The 24,346-nt window shown below is 74.9% G+C and carries 23 protein-coding genes and 1 pseudogene; 7 read left to right on the top strand and 17 right to left on the bottom strand.

Annotated features, from left to right (window positions below):
* Positions 1-35: 35 nt before the first annotated feature.
* Positions 36-995 carry a TIGR03557 family F420-dependent LLM class oxidoreductase gene (locus tag Sya03_RS08710; protein WP_203937699.1) on the top strand — a complete coding sequence of 320 codons (960 nt, stop codon included), beginning with the start codon at positions 36-38 and terminating at the stop codon, positions 993-995.
* Here Sya03_RS08710 and Sya03_RS08705 read toward each other — a convergent pair.
* The 4 genes from Sya03_RS08705 to Sya03_RS08690 all read right to left on the bottom strand — a co-directional run bounded on the left by Sya03_RS08705 (position 955) and on the right by Sya03_RS08690 (position 4,648).
* Complete coding sequence (locus Sya03_RS08705) at positions 955-1,482, bottom strand: metallophosphoesterase family protein (protein ID WP_203937698.1); 528 nt, start codon at positions 1,480-1,482, stop codon at positions 955-957. The two genes, Sya03_RS08710 and Sya03_RS08705, sit on opposite strands and share 41 nt — an antisense overlap.
* A complete protein-coding gene (locus Sya03_RS08700) occupies positions 1,483-3,075 on the bottom strand; it encodes a GGDEF domain-containing protein (protein ID WP_203937697.1) in 1,593 nt (530 codons plus the stop codon).
* Positions 3,076-3,292: 217 nt separating this feature from the next.
* A complete protein-coding gene (locus tag Sya03_RS08695) occupies positions 3,293-3,706 on the bottom strand; it encodes a globin domain-containing protein (RefSeq protein ID WP_203937696.1) in 414 nt (137 codons plus the stop codon).
* A gap of 141 nt (positions 3,707-3,847) precedes the next feature.
* Positions 3,848-4,648: a phosphotransferase family protein gene (locus tag Sya03_RS08690; RefSeq protein WP_203937695.1), complete on the bottom strand. Its 801-nt coding sequence runs from the start codon at positions 4,646-4,648 to the stop codon at positions 3,848-3,850.
* 84 nt (positions 4,649-4,732) lie between these two features.
* Between Sya03_RS08690 and Sya03_RS08685 the strand changes: the two genes are divergently transcribed.
* Together Sya03_RS08685 and Sya03_RS08680 are read left to right on the top strand one after the other, a co-directional pair.
* Positions 4,733-5,356: an adenylyltransferase/cytidyltransferase family protein gene (locus Sya03_RS08685; protein WP_203937694.1), complete on the top strand. Its 624-nt coding sequence runs from the start codon at positions 4,733-4,735 to the stop codon at positions 5,354-5,356.
* Positions 5,349-6,176, top strand: a complete 828-nt coding sequence (locus Sya03_RS08680; protein WP_203937693.1) for a deoxycytidylate deaminase — start codon at positions 5,349-5,351, stop codon at positions 6,174-6,176. The genes Sya03_RS08685 and Sya03_RS08680 overlap by 8 nt, the downstream gene beginning before the upstream one ends.
* Here Sya03_RS08680 and Sya03_RS08675 read toward each other — a convergent pair.
* From Sya03_RS08675 to Sya03_RS08625, 11 genes are read right to left on the bottom strand one after another with little or no spacing between them, the layout of a single operon-like run.
* Complete coding sequence (locus tag Sya03_RS08675; RefSeq protein ID WP_203937692.1) at positions 6,151-6,582, bottom strand: HIT family protein; 432 nt, start codon at positions 6,580-6,582, stop codon at positions 6,151-6,153. The genes Sya03_RS08680 and Sya03_RS08675 overlap by 26 nt on opposite strands.
* Positions 6,582-7,109 (bottom strand): dihydrofolate reductase, encoded by a 528-nt coding sequence (locus Sya03_RS08670; protein ID WP_203937691.1) that lies wholly within the window; start codon positions 7,107-7,109, stop codon positions 6,582-6,584. The genes Sya03_RS08675 and Sya03_RS08670 overlap by 1 nt, the downstream gene beginning before the upstream one ends.
* The gene (gene thyA / locus Sya03_RS08665) at positions 7,106-8,002 is read right to left on the bottom strand and encodes a thymidylate synthase (protein ID WP_203937690.1); all 897 of its coding nucleotides are present in this window, start codon (positions 8,000-8,002) and stop codon (positions 7,106-7,108) included. Before thyA ends, Sya03_RS08670 begins: the two co-directional genes overlap by 4 nt.
* 36 nt (positions 8,003-8,038) lie before the next feature.
* Positions 8,039-8,806 (bottom strand): endo alpha-1,4 polygalactosaminidase, encoded by a 768-nt coding sequence (locus Sya03_RS08660; RefSeq protein ID WP_239107232.1) that lies wholly within the window; start codon positions 8,804-8,806, stop codon positions 8,039-8,041.
* Positions 8,794-9,450: a spherulation-specific family 4 protein gene (locus Sya03_RS08655; RefSeq protein WP_203937688.1), complete on the bottom strand. Its 657-nt coding sequence runs from the start codon at positions 9,448-9,450 to the stop codon at positions 8,794-8,796. Before Sya03_RS08655 ends, Sya03_RS08660 begins: the two co-directional genes overlap by 13 nt.
* A complete protein-coding gene (locus Sya03_RS08650; protein WP_203937687.1) occupies positions 9,447-10,316 on the bottom strand; it encodes an NAD-dependent epimerase/dehydratase family protein in 870 nt (289 codons plus the stop codon). Before Sya03_RS08650 ends, Sya03_RS08655 begins: the two co-directional genes overlap by 4 nt.
* Entirely contained in the window at positions 10,313-11,035 is a 723-nt protein-coding gene (locus Sya03_RS08645) for a sugar phosphate nucleotidyltransferase (RefSeq protein WP_203937686.1), read from the bottom strand. The genes Sya03_RS08650 and Sya03_RS08645 overlap by 4 nt, the downstream gene beginning before the upstream one ends.
* A gap of 15 nt (positions 11,036-11,050) precedes the next feature.
* Positions 11,051-12,043: an SDR family NAD(P)-dependent oxidoreductase gene (locus Sya03_RS08640; RefSeq protein ID WP_203937685.1), complete on the bottom strand. Its 993-nt coding sequence runs from the start codon at positions 12,041-12,043 to the stop codon at positions 11,051-11,053.
* Between the two features lie 14 nt (positions 12,044-12,057).
* On the bottom strand, positions 12,058-13,410 hold the full coding sequence (locus Sya03_RS08635; RefSeq protein WP_203937684.1) for a hypothetical protein: 1,353 nt from the start codon (positions 13,408-13,410) through the stop codon (positions 12,058-12,060).
* Entirely contained in the window at positions 13,407-14,822 is a 1,416-nt protein-coding gene (gene pelF / locus Sya03_RS08630; protein WP_203937683.1) for a GT4 family glycosyltransferase PelF, read from the bottom strand. The genes Sya03_RS08635 and pelF overlap by 4 nt, the downstream gene beginning before the upstream one ends.
* Positions 14,819-16,783 (bottom strand): hypothetical protein, encoded by a 1,965-nt coding sequence (locus Sya03_RS08625; protein WP_203937682.1) that lies wholly within the window; start codon positions 16,781-16,783, stop codon positions 14,819-14,821. The genes pelF and Sya03_RS08625 overlap by 4 nt, the downstream gene beginning before the upstream one ends.
* 467 nt (positions 16,784-17,250) lie before the next feature.
* Here Sya03_RS08625 and Sya03_RS08620 point away from each other — a divergent pair, with 467 nt between their 5' ends.
* Positions 17,251-18,876, top strand: coding sequence for a ricin-type beta-trefoil lectin domain protein (locus tag Sya03_RS08620; RefSeq protein ID WP_203937681.1), 1,626 nt, complete (start codon positions 17,251-17,253; stop codon positions 18,874-18,876).
* Here the strand turns inward: Sya03_RS08620 and Sya03_RS08615 are convergent.
* A complete protein-coding gene (locus Sya03_RS08615; RefSeq protein WP_239107230.1) occupies positions 18,854-19,246 on the bottom strand; it encodes a nuclear transport factor 2-like protein in 393 nt (130 codons plus the stop codon). The two genes, Sya03_RS08620 and Sya03_RS08615, sit on opposite strands and share 23 nt — an antisense overlap.
* Before the next feature lie 78 nt (positions 19,247-19,324).
* Positions 19,325-20,515 carry a non-hydrolyzing UDP-N-acetylglucosamine 2-epimerase gene (gene wecB, locus Sya03_RS08610; protein WP_203937680.1) on the bottom strand — a complete coding sequence of 397 codons (1,191 nt, stop codon included), beginning with the start codon at positions 20,513-20,515 and terminating at the stop codon, positions 19,325-19,327.
* A gap of 315 nt (positions 20,516-20,830) precedes the next feature.
* On the opposite strand from wecB, the gene Sya03_RS08605 reads away from it, so the two are divergent.
* From Sya03_RS08605 to Sya03_RS30880, 3 genes and pseudogenes are all read left to right on the top strand, one after another.
* Complete coding sequence (locus tag Sya03_RS08605) at positions 20,831-22,951, top strand: trypsin-like serine protease (protein WP_203937679.1); 2,121 nt, start codon at positions 20,831-20,833, stop codon at positions 22,949-22,951.
* 2 nt (positions 22,952-22,953) lie between these two features.
* Positions 22,954-23,655, top strand: a pseudogene (locus Sya03_RS31840) (glycerophosphodiester phosphodiesterase); the annotation flags it as partial.
* 103 nt (positions 23,656-23,758) lie between these two features.
* Entirely contained in the window at positions 23,759-24,328 is a 570-nt protein-coding gene (locus Sya03_RS30880) for a type 1 periplasmic-binding domain-containing protein (RefSeq protein WP_239107228.1), read from the top strand.
* Positions 24,329-24,346 lie beyond the last annotated feature (18 nt).

The raw sequence follows: 24,346 nt of genomic DNA, 5'->3' as shown, positions 1-24,346 counted from the left end.
GTTTGTGTGCCGGTCTGCCGGGAAGGCAGGTCGGCATGCAGATCGGGTACAAGCTCGTCGCCGAGGGCTTCGGCCCGCAGGAGCTGATCCGCCAGGCCGTCCGGGCCGAGGAGGCCGGGTTCGACTTCGTCGAGATCAGCGACCACTACCACCCGTGGCTCGACGACCAGGGCCACTCGCCGTTCGCCTGGACGGTGCTCGGCGCCATCGCCGCGAAGACCACCCGGCTGCGCCTGGCCACCGGCGTGACGTGCCCGAGCGGGCGCTACCACCCGGCGATCATCGCGCAGGCCGCCGCCACCCTGGCGATCGTGTCCGACAACCGGTTCACGCTGGGCGTCGGCGCGGGCGAACGGCTCAACGAGCACGTCGTCGGCCAGGGCTTCCCCAGCGTGCGGGGGCGCCACGAGCGGTTCCGCGAGGCGCTGGAGATCATCCGGCTGCTGTGGCAGGGCGGCTACCAGTCGTACGAGGGCAAGCACCTGCAGCTGGAGGACGCCCGCGTCTTCGACCTGCCGGACCGGCTGCCGGAGATCGCCGTCGCGGTCAGCGGCCCCGCCTCGGTGAAGATCGCCACCGAGCTGGGCGACGGCCTGTTCGCCACCGAGCCGAAGGCCGAGCTGGTCGAGGCGTACACCGCGGGTGGCGGCACCGGCCCGCGCTACGCCGAGGTGCCGGTCGCGTGGGCGCCCGACGCCGACGCCGCGGCGCAGGCCGCCTGGACGACCAGCCGGTGGGCGGTGACCGGCTGGAAGGTGATGGCCGAGCTGCCGAACCCGGTGAACTTCGAGGCCGCGTCGGCCACGGTCACCGTCGACGACGTCAGGAAGCAGTTCGCGTGCGGCCCCGACCCGGAGACGCACGTCGAGGCCGCGAAGCCCTACGCGGAGGCGGGCTTCGACCACCTCGTGCTCATGAACGCCGGGCCCGACCCGGACGGCTTCCTGGACTTCTTCACGAAGGAGCTGCAGCCCCGGCTGCGTTCCCTCGGCTGACCGGGTGCAGGCGGACGTCCGCGAGGCGTCCGCCCGCCACGGCCGCCGTCAGGTACGTGCACTGCGGCTGCCGGCGGCGGTCCGTCGGCGAGCCGGGGTTGAGCAGCCGCAACCCGCCGGGCGCGGTCGTGTCCCACGGGATGTGCGAGTGGCCGAAGACCAGCACGTCCGTGTCCGGGAACAGGGTCGCGCACCGCCGCTCGCGACCGTCCCGGCCGCCGGTCTCGTGCACCACCGCCAGCCGCAGCCCGTCCAGGTCGGCGCGGGCCACCTCCGGCAGGCGGCGGCGCAGTTCCGGGCCGTCGTTGTTGCCGTACACCGCGATCAGCCGCCGGCTGCGCGCCTCCAGGGCGTCCAGCAGCGGCACGTCCACCCAGTCGCCGGCGTGCACCACGACGTCGGCGGCGTCGACGGCCGCCCACAGCTCCGGCGGCAGGTCCCGCGCCCGCTTCGGCACGTGGGTGTCCGCCATGACGACCAGCCGCATCTACGCCCCGCTCCGGTGCCGCCGCAGCCCGTGCGCGGCGCCCGTCACCACGCGGTCGCGGCCGCCGCGCTTGGCCGCGTACAGGTTGCTGTCCGCTGTGGACAGCAGGCCGCGCTGGGTCGGTTCCACCTCGTCGTCGGTGCTGGCCGCGCCGATGCTCACCGTCACCGGCAGGCGCCCGGTCACCTCCGCCCACGGGTACGACCGGATCCGCACCCGCAGCAGGTCGAGGCAGGCCACCGCGGTCGCGGCGGTCAGTCCGGGCAGCGCCAGCAGGAACTCCTCGCCGCCCAGGCGCGCCGCGAACCCGGCCGGCGCCAGCTCGGCCACCTCCGCGTCCAGCAGGCCCGCCACCACGCGCAGCACCTGGTCGCCGACGTCGTGCGACAGCTCGTCGTTGACCCGCTTGAAGTGGTCGAGGTCGAGGATCGCGATGGTCACCGGCGCGCCCGGGTCGGCGATGAGCGCGGGCAGCTGCTCGTCGACGAACCGGCGGTTGCGCAGCCCGGTCAGCGGGTCGCGGCGGGCCTGCTCGCGGAAGCGCTCGGCCTCCTCGCGCGCCTCGGCCGTCTCGAACATCGCCTGCCGGGTGCGCGCCTGCGCCTCCCGCCGCGACGAGTGCAACCGGTCGTAGGCGGCGAAGAACGCCTTGTGCACTGCGTACGCCTGCGCGAACTCGCCCCGGGCGGCGTGCAGCTCGGCCTGCTCCTGGTGCACCCGGACGAGCACCTCGCCGAGCCCGCGCTCCTCGCAGATCCGCCGGCTGGCGTCCAGCGTGTGCTGCGCCCGCTCGGTCGCGCCCAGCCCGCGCTGCGCCCGGCAGAGCGTCAGCAGGTACTCGGCGAGCTGGTCGGCGGTGCCGTGCCGGCCCTCGGCGTGCAGGGCGATGCAGGCGTGCAGCGTGCGCTCGGCGTCCGCGTACCGGTGGTTGCCGATCTGGATGTTGCCGATCGTGTCGAGGTCGGCCGGGTCGAGCGGGAACCCGTGCGCCGCCGCCTTCGCCCGCAGCCGGTCCACCACCGCGGCGGCCTGCTCGTGCTCGCCGGCGGCGTACTCGGAGTAGGCGCGGTTGTTGAGCACCGCCATGTGCAGCCGGTGCGCGCCGTGCGCGGCGGCGAGCTGTTCGGCCTGCTCGTAGCGGGTGCGCGCCGCCGCGATCGAGCCCGCCTCGGCCAGCGCGTCGGCCAGTTTCACCCGGTGCCACACGGTGGCGTGCGGCGTCGCGCCGGCGTCCAGGTACTCGACGGCGCGGATGGCGTGCTCCAGGCTGGTGGCGGGGTCGCCGAGCAGGTGGTGCACGCTCGTGAGCAGCAGCTGGGCGCGCGCTCGGATCATCGACCGGTCGTTCTCGTCCGCCCACTGGTCGATCTCGCGCATGCGGCGGGCGGCGGCCGCGATGTCGCCCCGGCGCATCCACATGTTGGCCTGCACGAGGCGGGCGCGGACCGCCAGCTCCTCGTCGCCGAGCAGCGCCGCCTCGCGCTCCAGGCGCTCGGCCGCGTCGAGCGTCGCCGCGACGTCCCACACGAACCTGTCCTCGAGCGCGGTCAACCCGGCGGCGAGCTGCTCGAACTCGGCGACCGAACCGTCCACCACGGCCCCCTCAACCCCGGATCGGGTTAAAGGTTACCTCTCGGTAGCCAGTTCGCCACGAAACCGCTCACTCATTCGAGGGCGGTCGATCGTGACTCGCGCGCATGATCATCCGTCGGGTGTGGACGGGTGCACAGAGGACCCGCGCGCCCGGTCGGCGTACCCGCGCCGCGGAACGATCTTGCGCGGCATTCGTCCCTTATGTTCATAAACGTCCTTATCGGACGTCGTGCGCGGCGCTCATCATGTGGCTGCTCATCCACTCGTACACCCACAGCCAGGCCGAGCTGGTCGACGCCGACCAGTCGCCGGACACGTCCTGCACCGCGCGCACCAGCGCGTGCCCCACGAACGGGTAGTGCTCCGGCCGCACCGCGTACCGGTGGGCGTGGTCGGCGCCCAGCCGGTGCAGGTGCGCCTCCATGCGCGGGGCGCGGCGCTCCGGGTCGTCGACCAGGGCCCGCACCGCGTCGAACAGTGCGCCGGCCAGCCGGTCGTTCTGCGCCGTCATGTCCGCCGGGAACATGTCGCGCACCCCCGGGGCCAGCTGGAACAGGTGGTGGTAGAACCGCTCGGCCAGGGCGGCGGGCTCGTCGGCCACCGCGGCCGCGGTGCGCTGCACCTGGGCCATGGCCGCCTGGTTCGGGCGCTCCGGCGGGCGGCGGTGCAGCGCCCTCGTTGCCGAATACTCACGGCGATGCCCCGATGACGCTTCGATCATGGCCGCCACCCTATCGTCCTGATAGGACGGGCCGCCCACCCCTCCGAAACGTCAGACGAACAGCCACCCGAGCGACCGCAGCGCCTTCGCCGCGTACGCCGGCGCCGGCTGGTCGAGGCCGAACGCCAGGTCCTCCAGCGTGCCGCAGCGGGCGTGGAACACCGCCCGGTCCCGCACCGCCGGGTCCGCGGCGACCAGGGCGCGCGGGCCCAGGTCCCGGTACACCAGCGCCACGTCCCGGGCCGGGTCGGCCAGCGCCGCGTCCGACCAGTCGAGGATGCCCGTGATCCGGCCGTCCGCGTCCACCAGGATGTGCTCGATCCCCAGGTCGTTGTGGGCGAACACCAGCTCACGCGCCGGTCCGGGCGGCGGCGCCGCCAGGAACGCGTCCACCGCGCCGTGGAAGCGCGCCGGGACCGCCGCCCGCAGCCGCGGCCACGCCGCCCGCGCCTCCGCCAGCCACTCCGCGGGCGGGGTGTCGTCGGCCGGGACCAGCCCGGCCAGGTCCGGGGTCGCCGCCCGCAGCGCCGCCGCCAGGCCCGCCACGGCCGCGCCGACCGCCGCGCCGCCGTCGGCCGGGGCCGGGGCGTGCAGCAGCGGGACGCCGGGCAGCCGGCGGTAGGCCAGGCAGCCGCCCGCGGCGAACACCACCTCCGGCACCGGCAGCGGGCTCACCGCGGCGACGGCCGCGAGCAGCCGCGCCTCGGCGGCCGGCGTCGGGCAGCGGACCACCAGGTCGTCGTCGACCAGCCACGCCGTGTGGTCCAGGCCGGCGCCCAGGCGCCGCGCCGACGCCGCCGGCGCCGCCGGAAGGTGCGCGCGGACCAGGTCGAGGACCTCGGCTGCCTCCATGGGCTGCCACGATATCCGCGTCACTACGATGGGGCCGGCGCGTTGCGTCAGAGTTAGGGTCCGAGCCGTGAGGGAGACGACGCCGTGGTGGTTGAGACCGCGATCGCGCGGCAGGCGGGAGCCGCGATGACACCCGCCGACTGGTCCACGACGCGGCCCATGCTGACCAGCAGCGGGCTGTTCGCCGACGCGTCGAACTTCGAACTGCGCTTCATCCGCGACTACGGGCGGATCTCCGAGATCGTCGCCGCCCTGCGCACGCTGGGCCTGCGGATCGTCCTCACCAGCGGCACGTTCGACATCCTGCACGAGGGCCACTCCATGTACCTGGAGGCGGCCCGCCAGTTCGCCGACTTCCTCATCGTCGGCGTCGACTCCGACGAGAAGGTGCGCCGCCGCAAGGGCCCGTCCCGCCCGGCCGTGCCCGAGCTGGAGCGGCTGCGCATGGTCACCCACCAGCGCGGCGTCGGCCTGGTCACCGTCAAGCCCGCCGACGAGCCCCGCTGGTCGCTCATCAAGGCGGTGCGCCCCGACGTGCTCGTGGCGACCGCCGAGACGTACACCCAGGTCGAGATCGCCGAGCTGGAGAAGGACTGGTGCGGGCGCGTCGAGGTGCTCGACCGGATGGCGACGATCAGCACGTCGAACCGGCTGCGCACGATGCAGCTGCGGCAGGCCGCGGAAAAGGCCGAGCGCCGGGGTGACTGAGCAGCTCCTGCTGTACCTTCCGGTGCTGCACGCCGGCTACGAGGCGCTGTTCGACCGGCACCCGGGCGCCGAGGTGCTGCTGCTCGGGCGCAGCTTCGCCGCCGAGGAGAAGGCGCTCACCAAGGAGATCCGCGCCCTCGACCCCGAGCGGGCCGCGCACTACCTCGTCGCCGCCGGCCGCGCGAAGGCCCGCGTCGTCGAGCGCGGCGACCTGCCCGCGGCGGTCACCGCGCAGACCCTCATCGTCCCCGACGAAGACCTCATGCGCCGGGTCGTCCAGCGGTACGGGCTCACCGCCGTGTACGAGCCCACGTTCCTGCGCTGGGACCGCGCCTGGGCGCAGGCCGCCCGCCCCGCCGGCTTCGACGGCGAGGTCGCCGCCGACGACCTGTCCCGCCTGCTCATGGGCCGCGCCACCGCCGAGGCGGCGCGCAGCTCCGACTGGTGGCGGCAGGTCGGCGCCGTCGCCGCCCGCGACGGCGAGGTCATCGCGGTCGCCCACAACACCCACCAGCCCACCGAGTACGCCCCGTACGCCGACGGCGACCCGCGCAACGAGTACAGCCGCGGCCTGCGCTGGGACCTGTCCACCGCCCTGCACGCCGAGGCCGGCATCGTCGCCGACGCCGCCCGCGAGGGCCGCAGCCTGGCCGGCGCCGACCTGTACGTGACGACGTTCCCGTGCCCGGCCTGCGCCCGGCTGGTGGCCGCCGCCGGGTTCCGGCGCTGCTACGTCGCCGGGCCGTACGCGATGCTCGACGGCGACCGCGTGCTGCGCGAGGCCGGCGTCGAACTCATCTGGGTGGCCGGCTCATCCTGAACCGCACCGGTTCGCCGCCCAGGTCGCCCACGATCACGTGCACGTGCAGGTGCCGGATGGTCGAACCGGTCAGCGGCGAGTCGCCGTTGCGCACCCCGACGCCGTAGTGCACCAGGCCGAACTGCGCCTCCACCCACTCCAGGGCGGTGAAGAAGCCGAGCCGGGCCGCGGGCGCGAGCTGCGTCATGCCCGTCACGTGCGCGTCCGGCACCAGCAGCAGGTGCCGCGCCGCGTTCGGGTACGGGAACCGGTTCGGCGTGACCGCCCAGTGCGCCGCCCGGTGCAGGACCTCCTGGTTCGCCTCCAGGTGCCCGGGGCAGAACAGGCACACCCCCGCCGCGTCGAGCCGCCGCATCTCCGCGGTCTGCTCCTCGCTGCGCGAGTTCTCCAGGTGGTAGAAGGACATCAGGACCGGACGTACTCCGAGTAGGTGACGGCGATCTGGTCGGCGTCGCTCTTCTCCGCCTTGACCAGCCGGAACGCGTCCAGCCAGCCCTCCGGCATGTGCACGTCGCCGTGGGCGTGGGTGTGCACCCGGGTCAGGAACACCCGGTCGACGAACGGCAGCGCCTGTGCGTACACCTGCGCCCCGCCGATGACGAACAGCTGACGCCGGCCGGCGAACCCCTCGATGCCGCGCGCCGTCGTCATCGCCGACGCGATGTCCGGCTGGTACGTCACCCCCGGTACCGGCGGCAGCCCCGTCCGCCGGGTGACCACCACCGTGAACCGGCCCGGCAGCGGCCGCCCCAGCTTCGCCATGATCGAGTCGTGGGTGAGCCGCCCCGCGACCACCACGTGCCCGTTCGTGAGCTGCTGGAAGTGCCGCATGTCCGACGGCAGGTGCCACGGCAGGCTGCCGTCGGACCGCCCGATCAGGTCCACCTCGTCCGCCGCCACGATCAGCGACGTCGACACGTTCTCCCAGCTCACGGCGCCACCGGGATCCGCGGCATCGACGGGTGCGGCTCGTAGTCGCTGAGATCGAAGTGCTCGGCGCGGAAGTCGTGGATGTCCGTCACCGCCCGCCCCGCGTCGTTCAGGTGCACGGTGGGCAGCCGCAGCGCGGGCCGGGTCAGCAGCTCACGCACCGCGTCGGCCTGGTCGGCGTAGATGTGGGCGTCGGAGATCGTGTGGTAATACGTCGCCGCCGGGTAGCCGGTCAGGTGCTCGAGCATCAGCAGCAGCGCCGCGTACTGGATCATGTTGGACGGCACGCCGACCGGCAGGTCACCGGAGCGCTGGAACATGTGCAGGTGCAGCCGCCCCCGGATGACCCGCACGTGCACCCACCCGTGACACGGCGCGATCGTCGTCCGCGGCGTCTTGCCCGCGCCGCGCACCTGGTACTGCGGGATCCACGGCGACACGAAGTGCGTCCGGTCGCCCGGCAGCTCCCGGATCTGCTCCACGAGGTGCGCGAACTGGTCGAAGCCCGGCCCCTCGCTCGTCGGGAAGTCGTGGAACGCCCCACCGTACGAGCCGGGCCCGATGTCGCCGGGCGGCAAGCCGCGCTTGCTCGTCTTCGCCTCGGTCGCCCAGGCCCCCCACCAGTCGCAGCCGAACTTCTCCAGCTCGGCGAGCGTGGTGGCCCCGTTGATGAACGCGCACAGCTCCCCGATCGGCTTGCGCCAGAACGACCGGATGCTGCGGTTCGTGATCACGGGGAACCCGTTGGCCAGGTCGAACCGCATCGCCTGCTGCATGAGCGTGTACGCGGCCGGACCCTGCCGGGTGGGCACCTCCTCCCCGTCGGACAGCACCCGCGCGAGCAGGGAGTGGTACTGCGGGTCGGGCGTGCGCTGGTCGAAGGGAACGTATTCCACGGTCAGCACCGTACTAGGCGACCGCGGGCGGGCGGGTCAGCAGCGCCGCAGCCGGGGGCCCAGGTCACGGTCCTTGCGGATCGAGCTGAGCCCCAGCCGGGTCGTCGCCGGGCAGTAGGCGGCCGGGTCGAGGTCGTACTCGGCGTGGAAGACGGCCTTGCCGGCGGCCACGAACGGGGTCAGGGCGGCGCACTCGGCGTAGGCGGCGCACTCCTCGTTGACCGCGAAGTCGAAGTCGGCGACCAGGGCGGGCACCTGGTCGAGGTCGTTCTTCAGGCCGGCGGCCAGGCCGCGGGCGTGGGCCTCGCGGGCGATCCAGCGGTTGAAGGCGAGCTGGTGGGCGGCGGTGAGAGGGAAGCCGGTGTCGTGGCGGTAGGCGTCCATGATGTCCGGCTCGACGCCGTCGAAGCCCTTGTCGCGGCACATGTCGAGGCGGGGGCGCAGGACCGGGGCGAGCCGTTCGGGGTCGCGGATGTCGAGCCAGCGTTCGCCGGGCCAGCCGGGCAGGGGTCTGCCGAGCACGGCGGGGGGCCAGCGGTGGGCGTCGGGGCGGAAGTCCTCGGCGGAGCCGACGGAGATGTAGCAGATGACCTTGCGGCCGCGGGCGTGCAGCTCGCGGACGGTGGCGGCGGGCGTGGTGAAGCCGTCGACGTCGAACACGGCGGCGTCGACGGTGACGTCGACGGCGCCGGTGAGCTGCCACTGCCAGGTGGTGCCGGGGGCCGGAGCCCAGCGGCCCGCGGGTGGCGGCGGGGGCGCGGGCGGGGGCTGGCAGCCGCCGAGGGCGAGGGTCACAGCGGCCACGAGGGCAGCCCGTCCCACGGGTTCACCCCCCGCCGGTCGGTGGCGTAGACCATGCCCGCGTGGTGGGCCGCGGCGCGGGTGCGCACGGCGGCGGCCTCGTCCGGCGGGCAGTCGTGGACGAGGTGCCAGAACATCGCGGCCGGGTGGTCGCGGACCCAGCGGGGGGCGGCGACGTCGCGGTGCGCGGTGGCCGGGCCCTCGAAGGTGACGAGGGCGTCGGCGAGGGCCGCGTAGCCGTGGTGCGGGTGGACGCCGTGGTTGAAGACGACCTGGGGCAGGCCGTGCCGGCGGGCGGCGGCGGCGAGCGCGGCGCAGTGCGACAGGTGGGCGGGGCCGGCGGGCACCCGGTCGAGGAAGACGCCGGTGACCGGGTACCAGGCGCGGTGCCGGGCGAGGTCCGCGACGACGTCGGCGGCGGGCCGGGCGCCGTAGCCGGCGTCGACGTAGCCGAGCACGGGCACCCGCAGCCGGGCCGCCACGGCGAGCAGTTCCCGCTCGGGGGCGGCGCCGGGCCCGCTGTCCACGTTGAACACGACCGCGCGCACGGCGTCGCCCGCCGCGGCCAGCGCCCGCCACGCCCCGGCGGCCACGGCCGGGTGGAAGTAGGCGGGCACCACCACACCGCCGGTCACGCCGCCGGTCACGGCACCGCGGCCCGGACGCCGAGGCCCATGTCGCGCAGCGACTGCGCCAGCGGCACGCGGGGGCGCCAGCCCAGCGCCGCCGTGACCCGGGCCAGGTCGGCCTGCTGCCACGTCACGGCCGCCGACCGGGCCGACCCGCCGCCCAGCTCGGCGGGCGGGGGCTGCTCGGCCAGCGCCGCCGCCAGCCCGGCCAGGTCGCGCAGGGCGGTGGCGCGGCCGCTGCCCACGTTGAGCAGGGCGGGCAGCGGGGCGCGGGCGGTCGCGGCGGTGCGCACGGCCGCCGCGACGTCGCGGGCGTCCACGAAGTCGCGGTGGCCGTCCAGCGGGCCCGTCGTCGCGGGCGGGCCGCCGTCCGCGGCGGCCCGCAGGCCGGCCACGAGCCGCCCGGGCAGCAGCGCCGCCGGGGTGCCCGGGCCGAGCGGGTTGAACACCCGCAGCACGGTCGCGGGCAGGCCGCGCCGGTGCGCCGCCGCCACCAGGGCGGTGCCGGCGAGCTTGCTGTGCCCGTACGCGGAGACGGGTTCCGGCTCGTCGGTCTCGGCCACCGGGCGGCCCGGCGCGGCCGCGCCGTACTCGGCGGCCGAGCCCAGGTGGACGAGCCGGGCGCCCGGCTCGGCGCGTTCCCACGCGGTGAGCAGGTGCGCCACGGCCACGACGTTCCCGGCGGCCAGCCCCGCCGCCGGGCCCGTCGTGACACCGGCGCAGTTGACGATCGCGTCCGCGCCGCGCAGCAGCCCCGCGATCGCCTCCGGCCCGGCCGTCAGGTCGACGGCGGACCGCGCCGGCGCGACCACGTCGTGGCCGGTCAGCGCCGCGGCGACGTGCCGGCCGAGGAAGCCGGCGCCGCCGAACAGCACGATCCTCACGGCGCCGGCTGCCGCAGCAGCAGGGGGCCGAGCAGCTCGAACTCGGCGTTCGCCCGGTCGTAGTCGTCGGGGCGGCCGATGTCGAGCCAGCGGCCGTCGAAGCGGTACTCGTCCGGGCCGGAGCCGGTGGCGAGCAGGTCGAGGACCAGCTCGTCGAAGCCGAGCGGCAGGCCGGGCGTGTAGTGACCGAGGGCGGACGCGGACATCCCGTAGACGCCCATGCTGACGTGGTAGTCGATGGTGGGCTTCTCGACGAAGTCGACGATGCGCCCGCCGCTGCTGGTGAGGACCCCGAAGTCGATCTTCACCTGGCGCGGGTAGGTCGCCACGGTCAGCGCCGCGCCCGAGCCGACGTGCCGCTTGAGCAGGTCGCCGTAGTCGAGGTCGGTGAGCACGTCGCCGTTCATCACGAGGAACGTCTCCGGCAGCCTGTCCCGCATGGCCAGCAGCGGCCCGATCGTGCCGAGCGGCGAGTCCTCCGACTGGTAGTCGACCCGCTCCAGGCCCCACTGGGAGCCGTCGCCCACGTACGCGCGGATGAGGTGCCCGAGGTGGCCGATGGCGAGGGTGGCGGTGCGGAAGCCGCAGCCCGCCAGCTGCCGCATGATGATCTCGAGGATGGAGTACCGGTCCCCGATCGGGACCAGCGGTTTGGGCAGGGACGTGGTGTACGGCCGCAGCCGCACCCCCTTGCCGCCGGCGAGGATGACCGCGTGCATGGCAGTTCCCTTCGGTTAGAGGACGTACCCGTCGGTGCGGTAGCGGGCCAGGTTGGCCGGGTCGAGGAACCAGTCGATGGTGTGCTTGAGGCCGTCGGCCAGGTCGAACAGCGGCGCCCAGCCGGTGGCGGCGCGCAGCTTGCGGCTGTCGCAGACCAGCCGCATGACCTCGGAGTTCGCCGGGCGCAGCCGGTCGTCCTGCGGGCGCACCGGCACCGGCCGGCCCATCAGCTCGCCGATGGTGGCGGCCAGGGCGCCGATGGAGATCTCGTCGCCGGTGCCCGCGTTGAACGTCTCGCCGACCACCACGTCGGCGGGCGCGGTGCCGACGGCGTGGAACGCGGCGGCGGTGTCCTGCACGAACGTGAAGTCGCGGGTCGGGTCGAGGGCGCCGAGCCGGATCTCGGCCGCGCCGGCCGCGAGCTGGCTGACCACGGTCGGGATGACGGCCCGCGCCGACTGCCGGGGGCCGAACGTGTTGAACGGGCGCAGCGTCACCGCGGGCACCCCGAAGCTGAGGTGGTAGCTCTCGACCAGCTTGTCGGCGGCGACCTTGCTGGCGGCGTACGGCGACTGCGCCTGCAGCGGGTGGTCCTCGCGGATCGGCACGGTGCGCGCGGTGCCGTACGTCTCCGACGTGGAGGTGTGCACGAGCCGCCCGGCCCCGCCCGCGCGCACCACCTCCAGCACGTTGAGGGTGCCGATGACGTTGGTGTTCACGTACGAGCGCGGCGCCCGGTAGGAGTGCGGGATCGCGATGAGCGCGGCCAGGTGGTAGACGACCTCGGCGCCCTCGACGAGCTGCGCGACGGTGGCCGGGTCCTCGACGTCGCCGGCCACCACGTCGACGTCGGCGAGCACGTCGGCGCCGAGGGTGTCCAGCCAGCCGCGGGTGTCGAACGAGTTGTACTGCACCATCGCGCGGACGCGGTGGCCCGCGGCGACCAGGCGCTCGGTCAGGTGCGAGCCGATGAAGCCCTCGGCACCGGTGACGGCGACCGTTGTCATGGCGTTCCCTCTCTCTACAGGTGGCGGTGCGCGCGGGACAGCGCGACCGAGGCGTACGCGGCCAGGCCCAGGAACAGGGCGCCCGCGGTGATCAGCTGGACCCGGTCGGGATCGGGGTGGGCGGTGAGCAGCGCGGCGTCGGCGGCGAGCGCGGCGGCGGCCCCGGCGACGACGGGCCCGCGCACCCGGAACGTCATGAGCAGCAGCGCGACGAACAGGGCCGCGCCGAGGGCGACGTATCCGGCCAGGGCGGCGGGGGCGGCCCGGGTGACCAGCAGCGCGCCCGCGGCGACCCCGGCGACCAGGACGGCGAGGTAGACGGCGGTGCCGCGGGCCAGCGCCAGCGAGGCGCGCGCCGCGAACTGGCGCAGCGTCACGGCGCGTTGCAGCCAGCGGTGGGTGTCGGCCCGGTACCGCACGAGCAGCCACTCGGCGACGCCCATGCTGACCGACAGCGGCACGAGCGCGGCCAGCCCGGCGGCGGCGCCGCCCGGGCCGCCGTCCACCACGCCGGGCGGCGGCAGGGTGCGGGCGGCGGGCACGAACAGCAGCAGCCCGGCGACGCACAGCCCGAACGCGGCGTGCGGCAGGGCGTCGCGCAGCTCGGCCCGGGTGGGCGGGCCGGGCCGGGCGCCGCGGGTCACCCACAGCGCCGCCGCGACGGAGGCGAGCACGGTGCCGACGGCCCCGCACACCACGGGCGCCGAGCGCACCGCGTCGCCGCCGAGCAGCACCCCGGTCACGGCGGCGCCCACGCCCGGGGCCAGCGCGGCCACCAGCAGCCACTCCGCGCCGAGCACCAGCGCCACGGTGGCGGCCAGCAGGTAGGTGACCTGCGCGGCGGCGACGAGCGTCACCGGCGCCGGGACGTGCAGCGCGGCCGCGGTCGCCGCCGTCGCCGCGAGCACGGCCGCGCCGAGGCCGAGCAGCCCGCCGCGCAGCACGCGGGCCGCGCCGTCGCGGTCGCCCCAGCCGAGCCGCACGTGCCCGAGGTACGCGAGCGCCTGGCTCGCCGCCCACGACAGCAGGACGGACACGACGAGCACGACGCCGGCCCGCCGGCCCGCCGCGACCCCGCTGACCGCGAGGTAGCACACCGCGGGCAGTCCGAACAGGACACCGCGCAGCAGGTGCCGCCACGGCTGGGCGCGCCACGGGCCGGGGGCGGGCGGCACGGCGGACGGCCGGCGCGGGTGGTCGGCCCGCAGCCGCCGGGCCAGGTGGAACACGTCGGGGGAGCCGTACAGCCGGTCCGCGGTCGCGTCGGTGACGCCGTCGGACTCCAGGACCGCGGCGACCTCCATGTCGTCGACCGCCTCGGCGCAGACCGGCGCCATGCGCCGGGACAGCTCGGGGTACGCGCTCACGCCGCCACCGCCGGCGCCGCGGCGAGCCCGGCCAGGTCGGCGTAGATCTCGTCGAACGCGTCCACGGCCTGGTCGACGGTGAAGTTCTGCAGCGCCCGGTCGCGGGCGGCCGCGCCCAGCCGGTGCCGCAGCAGCTCGTCGCGCAGCAGCGTGACGCACCGCTCCGCCATGGCGGCCGGGTCCCGCGGCGGCACCACGAAGCCGGTGTCGGCGACCGCCTCGGCGACCCCGCCCACGTCGGTCGACACGGTGGCCCGGCCCGAGGTCATCGCCTCGATGAGGGTGTACGGGAAACCCTCCGAGATGCTGGACAGCACGACGACGTGCCCGGCCGCGTACGCGTCGCGGATGTTCGCCACCCGGCCCTCGAACGTCACCGCGTCCGCGGCGCCCAGCTCGGCGGCCAGCGCCACGCACCGGTCGTGGTAGCCGCGGGCGCCGGCCGGGGTGCCGCCGAAGATGCGCAGCCGGGCGTCCGGGATCTGCTCGCGCACCAGCGCGAACGACCGGATCAGCGTCTCCAGGTCCTTGATGGGGTCGACGCGACCGGCCCAGGTGATGGTCGGCACGGCGGGTTCGCGGCCGGCGGGCGGGAAGTCGGCCGGGTCGACTCCGTTGTAGACGGTGCGGATGCGCTCGGGCAACGCGCCGAACCGCGTCTCCCAGCGGTGGTTGTACCGGTTGCCCGGGGTGATGAGGTCGGCCTCGCGGTACGCGGCCGTGCACAGCAGCCGCTGGAACGCCACGAGCACCGCCTTGACCGGCCACGAGCTGTCGGCCGCCCGCAGGCCCAGGTAGCGTTCCCGCAGGTAGACGCCGTGTTCGGTGAGCAGCAGCGGGGTGCCGCGGGTCCACTTCGCGGCCAGCGCCGGCAGCGCCGCCAGCCCGTTGGTGACGGCGTGGCACACGTCGGCGACGGGCGCCGGCCGCAGCAGCGGGCGCAGCCAGTGCCCGACGATGTCCACACAGGTCAGTGCGTCGAGGATCGACGGGCGCACGTCCACTTCGGACGCGAGCGAGCTGTCCCGCCACGCGTCCAGCAGCCACCGCACCGGCGCGTCGCCCGCCGGCATCGGGGCGGGGGCCAGCTCGCACAACCGCCGGAGCGCCGCGGCGAACGCGGGCTCGGCCTCGCCGGGCGGCGCCAGCAGCGACCGGATCAGCGCCCGGTGCGCGTCGGCGACGTCCACGGTGGACCGGCGCGACTGCCGCGGCGCCGGTCCCCACAGCGGTACATGGTGGACGGTCACGGAGTCGGGCAGCTCCCACGCGTCCGGCTCGCGGCCCGTGACGCTGATCGCGTACACGTCGAAGTCGGTCCGGGGCAGGCCGCGCACGAGCTGGTCACACCACACGCTGACGCCCCCGAACGCCTGCGGGTAGGTGCCCTCCGTGACCATCGCGACCCTCACGGCACGAACACCCGCGCGGTGGTCGTCCAGGCCGAGCGCGATCCGGCGTACGCCGTGCCGAACGCGGCACCGTCCACAGTGCTGCCCTCGGGCACGGTCAGCGGCACGTCGACGCCGTCGGGCGCGGTGACGTGCACGACGCCGTCCTGCAAATAGGCGTGCGCCGTCCCGGCGGCCACCGCGTCCGCCCACCGGGCCTGGCGCCGCAACTCCGCGCCGCTGTCGGCCAGCCGCGCGCACACGATGGGCGTGTTGTCGGCCAGCAGCGAGCGGTACGTGCCGAGGATGCTGTCGAGCAGCGGGTAGAGGATGCGCTCCTCGGCCAGGTTCGACTGGTGCACGTAGTGCGGCCGCGGGTCGTTGCCGAGGATGCGGGCGAGCGCCAGCCGCGTCTCCAGCGGCACGATGACCTCGGCGTACCCGGTGGCGGGGTCCAGCGGCGGCACGCAGGTGACGGTGGCCGGGTTGTCCTCGCAGACGCCGCTGCCGCCGTCGGCGCGGGCGGTGTAGATCCAGTTGTACTCGTCGGTCTCCTCGGCGGCGGTGCCGACGTTGAAGAAGACGTTCAGCGGGTGCCGGGGCACGGTCAGCGCCCCGCCGACGGCCCGCTGGGCGGGCTGCCGCGAGTTGTCGGCGGCCAGCCAGCGGACCTGGGTGGTGTCCAGGGCGGGCGCCAGGTCCGGGTTGTCCGCCGGCTGCTGGGGCAGCACCCGCAGGCCAGAGTGCTCGCCGGTGACCAGCTCTCCCTCGACCAGCGGCAGGCCGCGGGCCAGGCCCCACGCCCGGTTGCGGGCGACCTGGTCGGCGATGTGCGCCCCGGTGGCGTAGCGGACGGCGCCGTCCGGGCCGGTCGCGCACCGCCACGGGACGACGGTGGTGTCCTGGACGCAGCCCAGGAAGTCGTGGCTGTAGGTGTGGTTCGTCCAGCGGAACCTGTCGCGCGCCGCCAGCAGCGCGGCCGTGAGCGGGTCGCCCGGGCCGGCCTCGTCGCTGCCGGCGCCGTTGTAGACCAGGTCGAGCGTGAAGCCGGAGCGCTCCTGCCACTGCGCGGCGTACGCGACGTCGTCCGCCGTCATCCGGATGTCGGCGGTGGTCTGCCCGCCGGTGCAGTCCTCACCCGGGGTGCAGTTGCCGCCGGTGTGCCAGCGGGCGTCGCCGAGGAAGACGTCGTCCACGTGCACCGACAGGTGGTTGCGGTGCAGGCCGAGGTGCACGCCGCGGGTGAGCCACTCGACCATGCCGGGCGCCAGCAGCCGGAACTGCTGCTGGGCGGCGTTGTACGCGAACGTCACCGCCAGCTCCTCGCGCCCGCCGCTGCCGAAGACGCCGGCCAGCACGCCCGCCGTGCCGTCGGGGGCCACCGTGGTGACGAGCGGCGTGAACGTGTCCGGCGCGTCCACCAGCGGCTGCGCCAGGAACCCGTAGCTCTCCCACAGGCCCGGGTCGTTGTCCTCGAACGGGACGTGCCCGCGCAGGTAGCGGAACGGCCCGGCCAGCCCCTCGGCGGTGGCGGCGGCGGTGGTGCCGTCGAGCGGCCCCGAGTACGCCGGGTAGTTGAGCCCGACCTGCGGCGTCGGCCACAGGTACGCGTCGACCTGGCGGACGCCGTACCGCGCCTCGAACGCGTGCAGCGCGGCCAGCTCGGCCTGGTCGGCGAACGGGTTCGCGTTGGGCAGCACGACGCCCTGGAAGTTCGCGCCGTCGGCGTCGGCCAGGAAGGCGGCGTCGATGGCGGGGCGGCCCGGGTCGTCGAGGCGCACGGTGCGGTGCGGCACGCCCTGCGCGGTCAGGTGGGCGGCGACGGCCTGGGTGGCGGCGCCGCCGTCGGTGACCACCAGCACCGCCAGGTCCACGCGCGGGTCGGCGGGCGGGTCCGCGGTCGGGTCGGCCGCGGCCGGCGCCGCGCCGGTGGCCACGAGGGCCGCGGCCACGACCGCGGCGACAATGCGACGACGATTCATGATCTCTCCCGGAAATGGGCGCGCCGGAGCTCCCGAGGGGCCGCCCCGGGAAGGAAATGCGCGCGCTGACCTACCGCCGGCCGGAATGGCCCAGCGGTTACGCGGAAATGTGAAGAAAAATGCGTGTCATCCGGCGGCGGCGCCGCCGCGCTCCGGTCAGCCTGGCGCCGACCGAACATCACCCCTGGTCACGTCCACCTCCGCGCGCCACGATGCCCCCGCCTGATCCCTCAAGCGTCGTCCCACAGTGGACAAGCTAACGACCCGGTGCACCGTTGGGAATACGCCGCGTGGTCAGGTCAGCTTTCCGTCACGTGAATGGGAGATCCACATCGGACCGTCAATTCGCTGACGAGCGCATATTGACACCCGGCAGTGCTGTGACCGGTGTCATGCCCGGGGCGTTTTCTCAGCATCCGCTCCGGCGTGCCGATAGGAGGACACCTGGTGTGGCGGAAGGGGGCGGGATGCGGCAGCGGCCGGCGTGGGGCGACCACTCGGACGATCGGGGCAACATGGTGCTCGCCATGCTGCTGACCGTCGTCGGCCTGGCGCTCAGCGTGCTGCTGTCCAGCACCGTCGTCGTGCAGGTGAAGACCTCCGGCCGGGTCAACAGCCGCCAGGTCTCCGTCAGCAGCGCCCAGGCCGGCCTCGACGCCGCGCTGTCGCTGCTGCGCTCGGCCGTGACCGGGGGCACCGACAGCCAGAACAACCCCGTCGGTGACATCGCCAAGCTGCCCTGCACCAGCACCAAGACGGTCGCCCAGTACACCGACGCGGACCACAGCTACGTCGTCACGGACCGGACGGTCCCGGGCACCACGCCCGCCGTGCGCTACTCGATGACGATCGACTACTACGCGGTCGACCCGACCGGTTACCAGGACAATCCGGGCGTCATCCGGAACAAGCGCGTCGTCTGCGACGGCACCGGCGGGGTGGGCACCGTCGCGGTCCCCGGCTGGGCGCTGCTGCGCTCGACCGGCCTGGTCGAGGGGGCCGGCCGGTCGCTCCACGCCACGTACACGATGGGCAGCAACAACGAGAACATCCCCGGCGGCCGCATCCAGGTCAGCGGCGCGGGCCACCTGTGCGTCGGCTCCGACACCGACCCGCCCGTCGCGGGCGCCTACGTCAAGCTGGTCGACTGCGCCGGCACTCCCCGCGGGCAGCTGACGTTCACGTACCAGAAGAACCTCAACCTGCGCATCGAGCCCGCCGGCCTGTGCCTCACCGCGAACCCGGCGCTCAACGCGTACGTCATGTTCCAGGCCTGCGCGGCGGCCACGATCCCCAGCCAGCAGTGGGCCTTCCAGAGCGACGCATTCGTGTTCCAGGGCACCACCAACGGCTCCTCGTGGAACGGGATGTGCTTCACCAACGAGGGCGCCGTCGCCGTCGGGAGCCGGATCAAGATGGGCGACGCCTGCAAGACCAACAGCTCGCAGCACAGCTACTTCCCCGACGCGGGCATGGGCGCCGGCGCGGCCGGGCCGGACTCCGACCAGCTGGTCAACCGGGCCAACGTCGGCTACTGCCTGGACCTGCCGCAGGACGACGTCACGGGCGCCCGGCAGTACGGCACGGCGACGCCCGCGCTCATCACGTACCCCTGCAAGCAGGCCTTCTCCGGCGTGCCGCACTGGAACCACGTCTGGAAGATCGAGCCGCTGCCGGCCGCGCAGCAGGTCGCCGGCGCGCTGTACTACCGGGCCCGCATCACCATCACGCCCAACGACCTCGCCGACGAGAACGACAACGACCCGAAGAAGGGCATCAAGCACTGCCTGAGCCTGTCGCCCGCGCCCAACGAGTACCCGTGGGTCGTCGACTGCAACGCCGGCCAGGTCACCGCCGCCACCACCTGGCGCCTCTACGGCCGCAACCCGAACGGCAGCGAGGCCTACCAGATCCAGGACAACAGCGGGAACGTCTGCCTGCAGGCCCTCGGCTTCGGCGTGCCCAACATCCAGAAGGTCAGCAACGCCTGGCCGATGGTCGTGACCCGCGCCTGCGACGGCACCGACTCGCAGAAGTGGAACGTGCCCGCGAGCTGGACCGCCGCCCCGCTCAAGGGGCTGGGGGAGGGCTGACGTCCTCCAGCAGGTCCGGGAAGTAGCGGCGCACGGCCGTCGGATCCCACACCTGGCGCACCTCGGTGATCCGGCCGTCGGCGACCACCAGGAACTCCGCCACCCGGGCGCTGCCGAACACCCCGGCGCAGTCGTACAGCATCGTGGCCCGCTCGCCGGCGTACGTCTCCGACACCAGCGCGACCGACCGGGCGCTCGCCGCGAGCCGGTCGAGCGTCTGCACGAGCTGCTCGTCGTCGACGGGCAGGTCGAGGTTCCACTCGATCTCGGCGCACGGCGCGATGATCCGGCGGACCGCGGACGGGTCGCGCTGGGTCCACGCCTCGGCGTAGAACCGGGCGACGTTCGCCGTCGGGGACTCGATGGGCAACGCGTACCTCCAGCAGGTGTGATCCGATCCTGACACGCGGTGACCGCGGGCGAGCGTCACTTCACCGTCCGCGCGGCCTCAGGCGGGCACCCCGGTCGAGGCGGCGGCGGGCACGACGGCGGGCATCGCCTCGGGCGGCTCGGCCAGGCCCAGCAGGGCGGCCGTCGCCTGGGCGGCCCGGGCGGCGGCCAGGCCGTCGCCGTACGGGTTGCCGGACGCGGTCATGGCGTCGCGGCGGCGGCGGTCGTCGAGCAGGACCGCGGCCTCCTTGACGATGAGGTCGGTGTCGGAGCCGACGAGCCGGGCGCAGCCGGCGTTGAGTGACTCGACCCGCTCGGTGACGTCGCGCAGCACCAGCGCGGGCACCCCGAACGACGGCGCCTCCTCCTGCAGGCCGCCCGAGTCGGTGAGCACCAGGTACGCCTCGCTGAGCAGCCGGGCCAGGTCCGGGTACGGCAGCGGGCCGGTGACGGTGACCCGCTCCATCCCGCCGAGCGCGGCGTCCACCTGCGCCCGCACGGCGGGGTCGGGGTGGCTGGGCAGCACGACCTCGACGTCGGAGTAGCGGCGCACCAGCGCGCGGACCGCCTCCAGGATCCGGTCGAGCGGGGCGCCCCAGGACTCGCGGCGGTGCGCGGTGACCAGGATGAGCCGGCGGCCGTGCGAGGCGGCCCGGGCGGCGGCGACGTCCGCGTCCTCGTAGGGCAGCTTGCGCGCGGCGACGGCGAGCGTGGCGTCGACGACGGTGTTGCCGGTGATCAGCACGCCGTCCGCGCCGACGCCCTCGTCCACCAGGTTCATGGCGGCCGGCGGCGTGGGCGCCAGGTGCAGGCGGGCGATCTGCGCGACGAGCCGCCGGTTGGCCTCCTCGGGGAACGGCGACTCCAGGTCGCCCGACCGCACCCCCGCCTCCAGGTGCACCACCGGGATCCGCAGCGCGTACGCGGCCAGCGCCCCGGCCAGGCTGGTGGTGCTGTCGCCCTGGACGACGACGGCCGCGGGCGGACGCGCGCTCCACAACGCGTCCAGCCCGCGGACCAGCTCGGTGAGCAGTTCGGCCCGGCTGTCGCCGCCCGGCTCGACGTCGAGCGTGACGTCGGGCTCCAGGTCGAACGCGGCCAGCGCCTGCCGCAGCCGGGCGGGGTGCCGGCCGCCGGCCACGAGGACCGGTGCGACGAGGCCCGCGGCGCGCATCGCCACGGCCACCGGGGCGAGCTTCACGGCCTCGAGGCGGGTGCCGCCGACGAGGTGCACTTCGGAGTGGGTCATGGTCGCGGAGCGCCTTCCGGGGGGACGGGACGATCGAGCGGTCACTCAGCGTCATTAACGTGCTGGAAACACCGTAGGACAGCTACTGAGCGTCACACAAGAGCCGCGAGCTGAAGTGTGCGGGCGGCTGACCTTTCGGCGGAGGCCAGACGGAACGGACATCGCAGCTGGTCCGAATGCGGACAACCTTCCCGTAACGCTCGGTCGCTGCCTGCCACCACATTGCGTGAGTATGTGCGCGCGCACGCGGACGGGGTGGACAGCCTCGCGCCGCATCCGTGAGGATTCCGGCGGTCAACACGGGGGAGTTCATCAATGCGTACCACCATGCCCACATCCGGCGGGCGGCTCACCGCCGCCTGCGCGGCCGCCGCCACCGCCGCGGCCCTGCTCGGCGCCCCGGCCCACGCCGCCGGCGGTGCCGCCGGCGGCGACGCCTTCGGGTTCGCCGTCCGCCTCCAGGCCGGCACGCCCGGCGCCGACGGCGCCCGCAACTGCACCGGCGCCCTCATCGGCCCGCGGGTCGTCCTGACCGCGCAACAGTGCGTCGCCGGCGTCACCGCCACGCTCACCGCCGTCGCCGGCGGCCGCACCGTCCGCGTCGCCGACGTCCGGCAGAACGCCGCGCCCGGCCTCGCCCTGGTCGCGCTCGCGTCTCCCGTCACCGCGCCCACCGCGCGCCTCGCCACCCGGGCCGCCGCCACCGGCGAGCGGCTCACCGCCGCCGGCCTCGGCCGCACCAGGACCACCTGGATCCCGGACGCCCCGCACACCGTCGGCCTCGACGTCACCGCGGCCCGCGACGGCGGCGTCGACCTCACCCCCGCCACCGAGGGTTCCGGCCTGTGCCGCGGCGACGCCGGCGCGCCCATCGTCCGGTCCGCGGGCGACGACCGCTACGAGATCGTCGCCGTAGCGACCACCGCCGCCACCGAAGGCTGCCTGGGCTCGACCGACACCACCGGCGCCGTGCAGGCCGCCCCGGTCGCCGGCTTCCGCTGGGCCGCCCCCGGCGCCGACGCCTACGACCAGCTCACCCTCACCCCGGTCGACGCCGGCCGGGCGCCCACCGCGGGCGCCGGCTTCGGCTCCGCCGTCGCCACCGCCGACTTCAACGGCGACGGCCACCTCGACATCGCCGTCGGCGCCCCGAACGCCCCCTCGGCCGCCGGGGCCGCGTCCGGCACGGTGACCGTCTTCAACGGCGGCAAGAACGGCCCGTCCACGGGCCGCGTGCTGTCGCAGACCGAGTTCAACGCGGCCGACGAGGCGGGCGACCGGTTCGGGGCCGCCCTGGCCGTCGGCGACTTCAACAACGACAAGCGCGCCGACCTCGCCGTCGGCACCCCCGGCGAGGTCGTCGGCACGACGAAGGCCGGGTCGATCGCGATCTTCCACGGCTCCGCGAACGGCCTGGAGAAGGCCCGCGGCATCGACCAGAATGACATCGGCCGCACTGACGGCGCCAACGACGAGTTCGGCGCCGCCCTCGCCGCCGGGGACTTCAACGGCGACGGCCGTGCCGACCTGGCCGTCGGCGCACCCGGCCGCCGTCTGGGGGGTCTCGCCAGCGGTGAGGTCGTGATCCTCAAGGGCACGGGCACCGCGCTCGCCGCCGGGTGGACGATCAACCAGACCGAGATGGGCGGCGGGGACGAGGCCGGCGACCGGTTCGGCGCCGCCCTCGCCGCCGGCAACGTCGTCGGCAACAAGTCCGGCGCCGGCGTCTACGCGGACCTCGTCATCGGCGTCCCGAACGAGGCCCCCGCCGCCGACCCGTCCGCCGGCTGCATCTTCGTGATGCCCGGCGACGCCGACGGCAAGGGCGCCGGCTTCGGCAGGAACCAGAGCGGAAACGGCGGCGTCAACGAGGCCGGTGACCGCTTCGGCGCGGCCGTCGCGGTGGGCGACTTCAACAAGGACGGCTGGGGCGACGTCGTCGCCGGCGTCCCCGGCGAGGCCCCCGGCGACCTGCCCCGCTCGGGCGCGATGACCGTCTTCCCCGGCGGCCAGACCACCACCGGCAAGGCGTTCACGGCCGAGCCCCGCCAGTTCGAGAACCTCGGCAACAACGCCGGCGACGAGTTCGGCAGCGCCTTCGCCACCGGCGACGTCAACGCCGACGGCTACGCCGACCTGCTCGCCGGCATGCCCGGCCACGCCAACGGCTTCGGCGCGCTGACCGTCTTCCACGGCGGGGCCGTCACCACGGCCCGGCCGCACGCGCTCACCCCGTACACCTGGTTCGGCCAGGACGACCTGTGGGGCACCCCGGAGGCCGGCGACCGCTTCACCGCGGCCCTCGCCCTCGGCGACCTCAACAAGGACGGCAGGGCGGACGCCGTCGTCGGCACCCCCGGCGAGGCCTTCCCGGGCGAACCGGCCGCCGGCGCGGTCACCACCCTGTCCGTCCTCCAGGTCCGCCTGTCCAGCTGACCATGCTCCCCCTCGTCACGGCGCTGGCACTGCTCGTCCCCCCGGCAGTGCCGGCGCCGGCCCCACAACCCTGCGCACCCCCACCGGCCGCCCACCGCGGCGGCACCGAACACGCCCTGGAGAACACCCTCGACGCGTTCCACGCCGCCGCCGACGCCGGGATCCCCACGTGGGAACTCGACGTCCGCTTCGACGCCACCGGCACCCCGGTCGTCCTGCACGACGCCACCGTCGACCGGATCAGCCCCCGCACGGGCCCGATCACCCGCTTCACCACCCCGGTCCCCACCGACGACGGCCAGGTCGTCCCGACGCTGCGCGCCGTCTACGCGGCCGCGCCGCCCGGCACCCACGTCCTCACCGAACTCAAGGTCACCCCCACCCCGGCGCAGTGGGCCGCGGTCGCCGCCGACATCGACGCCACCGTCGGCCGCCCCGCCGTCACCCTCATGTCCTTCGACCGCACCACAGTGCTGGCGGCCCGCACCGCGATCCCCGGCACCGTGACGGCCCTGGTCCACAACGCCGGCCACCTGCCACCCGAAGCGGTCATCCCGCTCGGCACGTCCTTCGTCAAGGCCCACGGGTCGATCACGGCGGCCCGGGCGGCGACGTGGCGGGCGGCGGGCCTGAAGCTGTACGCGTGGACGCCGAACGGGGCCGCCGACTGGTCCCGCCTCCAGCCGTGGGTGGACGCGGTCATCACGGACCGGCCGATCGCTTACGCGCAATGGGCCGCAGGCCGGTCGTGCCCGGGGCCGACTGACGGGGCCGCCCGGCCGGGCGGCGCGTTGTACTCTCTCCGCCATGCTCGGCGGAGGAGTGGGTCAGAAGCTGCGCGCCAGGGCCGGTCGGGCCGGCGCGCCGCGATGGCGCCTGCCCGGCGGCCGGCGCACAGCGGTCATCGCCGGCTCGGCCCTCGCGCTGCTCGTCGCCTCGGTGGTCACCTGGCTCGTCTGGCCCGAGGGCTCGCCCGATCCGCGGGCGCGCGTGTACCGCGACGTGAGTGCCTGTCTGCTCACCGGCAGTGGTGGCGTGAACGATCCGGCGGCAGCGCCGGTATGGGCCGGCATGCAGGCCGCGTCGCTGGAGACCCGCGGCAAGGTGCAGTACCTGGAGGTCGACGGACCGCAGACGCGCGAGCAGGCGGCCACCTACCTGGCGACGCTGGTGAACAGCCGATGTGACCTGATTCTCAGCGTCGGTGACGCCGCGAACGGGGCGGTCGTCGCGGCGGCGCCGACCTACACGAACGTCCGGTTCGTCCTTGTGGGCACGGGCGCCCGCCGCGACAACGTGTCCGTTGTGGAGGAGCAGGAGCCGGCCGCCATCAGCCGAACGGTGGAAGCGCTGGTGGCCGAAGCGTTGAAGGGCTGACAGTCGGAGCGACCGGCG

Origin of the sequence: Spirilliplanes yamanashiensis, from assembly GCF_016863475.1 — a bacterium.
Lineage (GTDB): Bacteria > Actinomycetota > Actinomycetes > Mycobacteriales > Micromonosporaceae > Spirilliplanes > Spirilliplanes yamanashiensis.
Note: the sequence above shows the minus strand (reverse complement) of the source record. Positions and strands in the feature narration are given on the sequence as shown.

Bases quoted from the DNA above. Each gene is read 5' to 3' on its own strand.
- Sya03_RS08695 (WP_203937696.1), bottom strand. From the start codon at position 3,706: ATGGCCCAGGTGCAGCGCACCGCGGCCGCGGTGGCCGACGAGCCCGCC.
- Sya03_RS08625 (WP_203937682.1), bottom strand. From the start codon at position 16,783: ATGAATCGTCGTCGCATTGTCGCCGCGGTCGTGGCCGCGGCCCTCGTG.
- wecB (WP_203937680.1), bottom strand. From the start codon at position 20,515: ATGACCCACTCCGAAGTGCACCTCGTCGGCGGCACCCGCCTCGAGGCC.
- Sya03_RS08640 (WP_203937685.1), bottom strand. From the start codon at position 12,043: ATGACAACGGTCGCCGTCACCGGTGCCGAGGGCTTCATCGGCTCGCAC.
- Sya03_RS08605 (WP_203937679.1), top strand. From the start codon at position 20,831: ATGCGTACCACCATGCCCACATCCGGCGGGCGGCTCACCGCCGCCTGC.
- Sya03_RS08645 (WP_203937686.1), bottom strand. From the start codon at position 11,035: ATGCACGCGGTCATCCTCGCCGGCGGCAAGGGGGTGCGGCTGCGGCCG.
- Sya03_RS08690 (WP_203937695.1), bottom strand. From the start codon at position 4,648: ATGGAGGCAGCCGAGGTCCTCGACCTGGTCCGCGCGCACCTTCCGGCG.
- Sya03_RS08620 (WP_203937681.1), top strand. From the start codon at position 17,251: ATGCGGCAGCGGCCGGCGTGGGGCGACCACTCGGACGATCGGGGCAAC.
- Sya03_RS08675 (WP_203937692.1), bottom strand. From the start codon at position 6,582: ATGTCCTTCTACCACCTGGAGAACTCGCGCAGCGAGGAGCAGACCGCG.
- Sya03_RS08705 (WP_203937698.1), bottom strand. From the start codon at position 1,482: ATGCGGCTGGTCGTCATGGCGGACACCCACGTGCCGAAGCGGGCGCGG.
- Sya03_RS30880 (WP_239107228.1), top strand. From the start codon at position 23,759: ATGCTCGGCGGAGGAGTGGGTCAGAAGCTGCGCGCCAGGGCCGGTCGG.
- Sya03_RS08710 (WP_203937699.1), top strand. From the start codon at position 36: ATGCAGATCGGGTACAAGCTCGTCGCCGAGGGCTTCGGCCCGCAGGAG.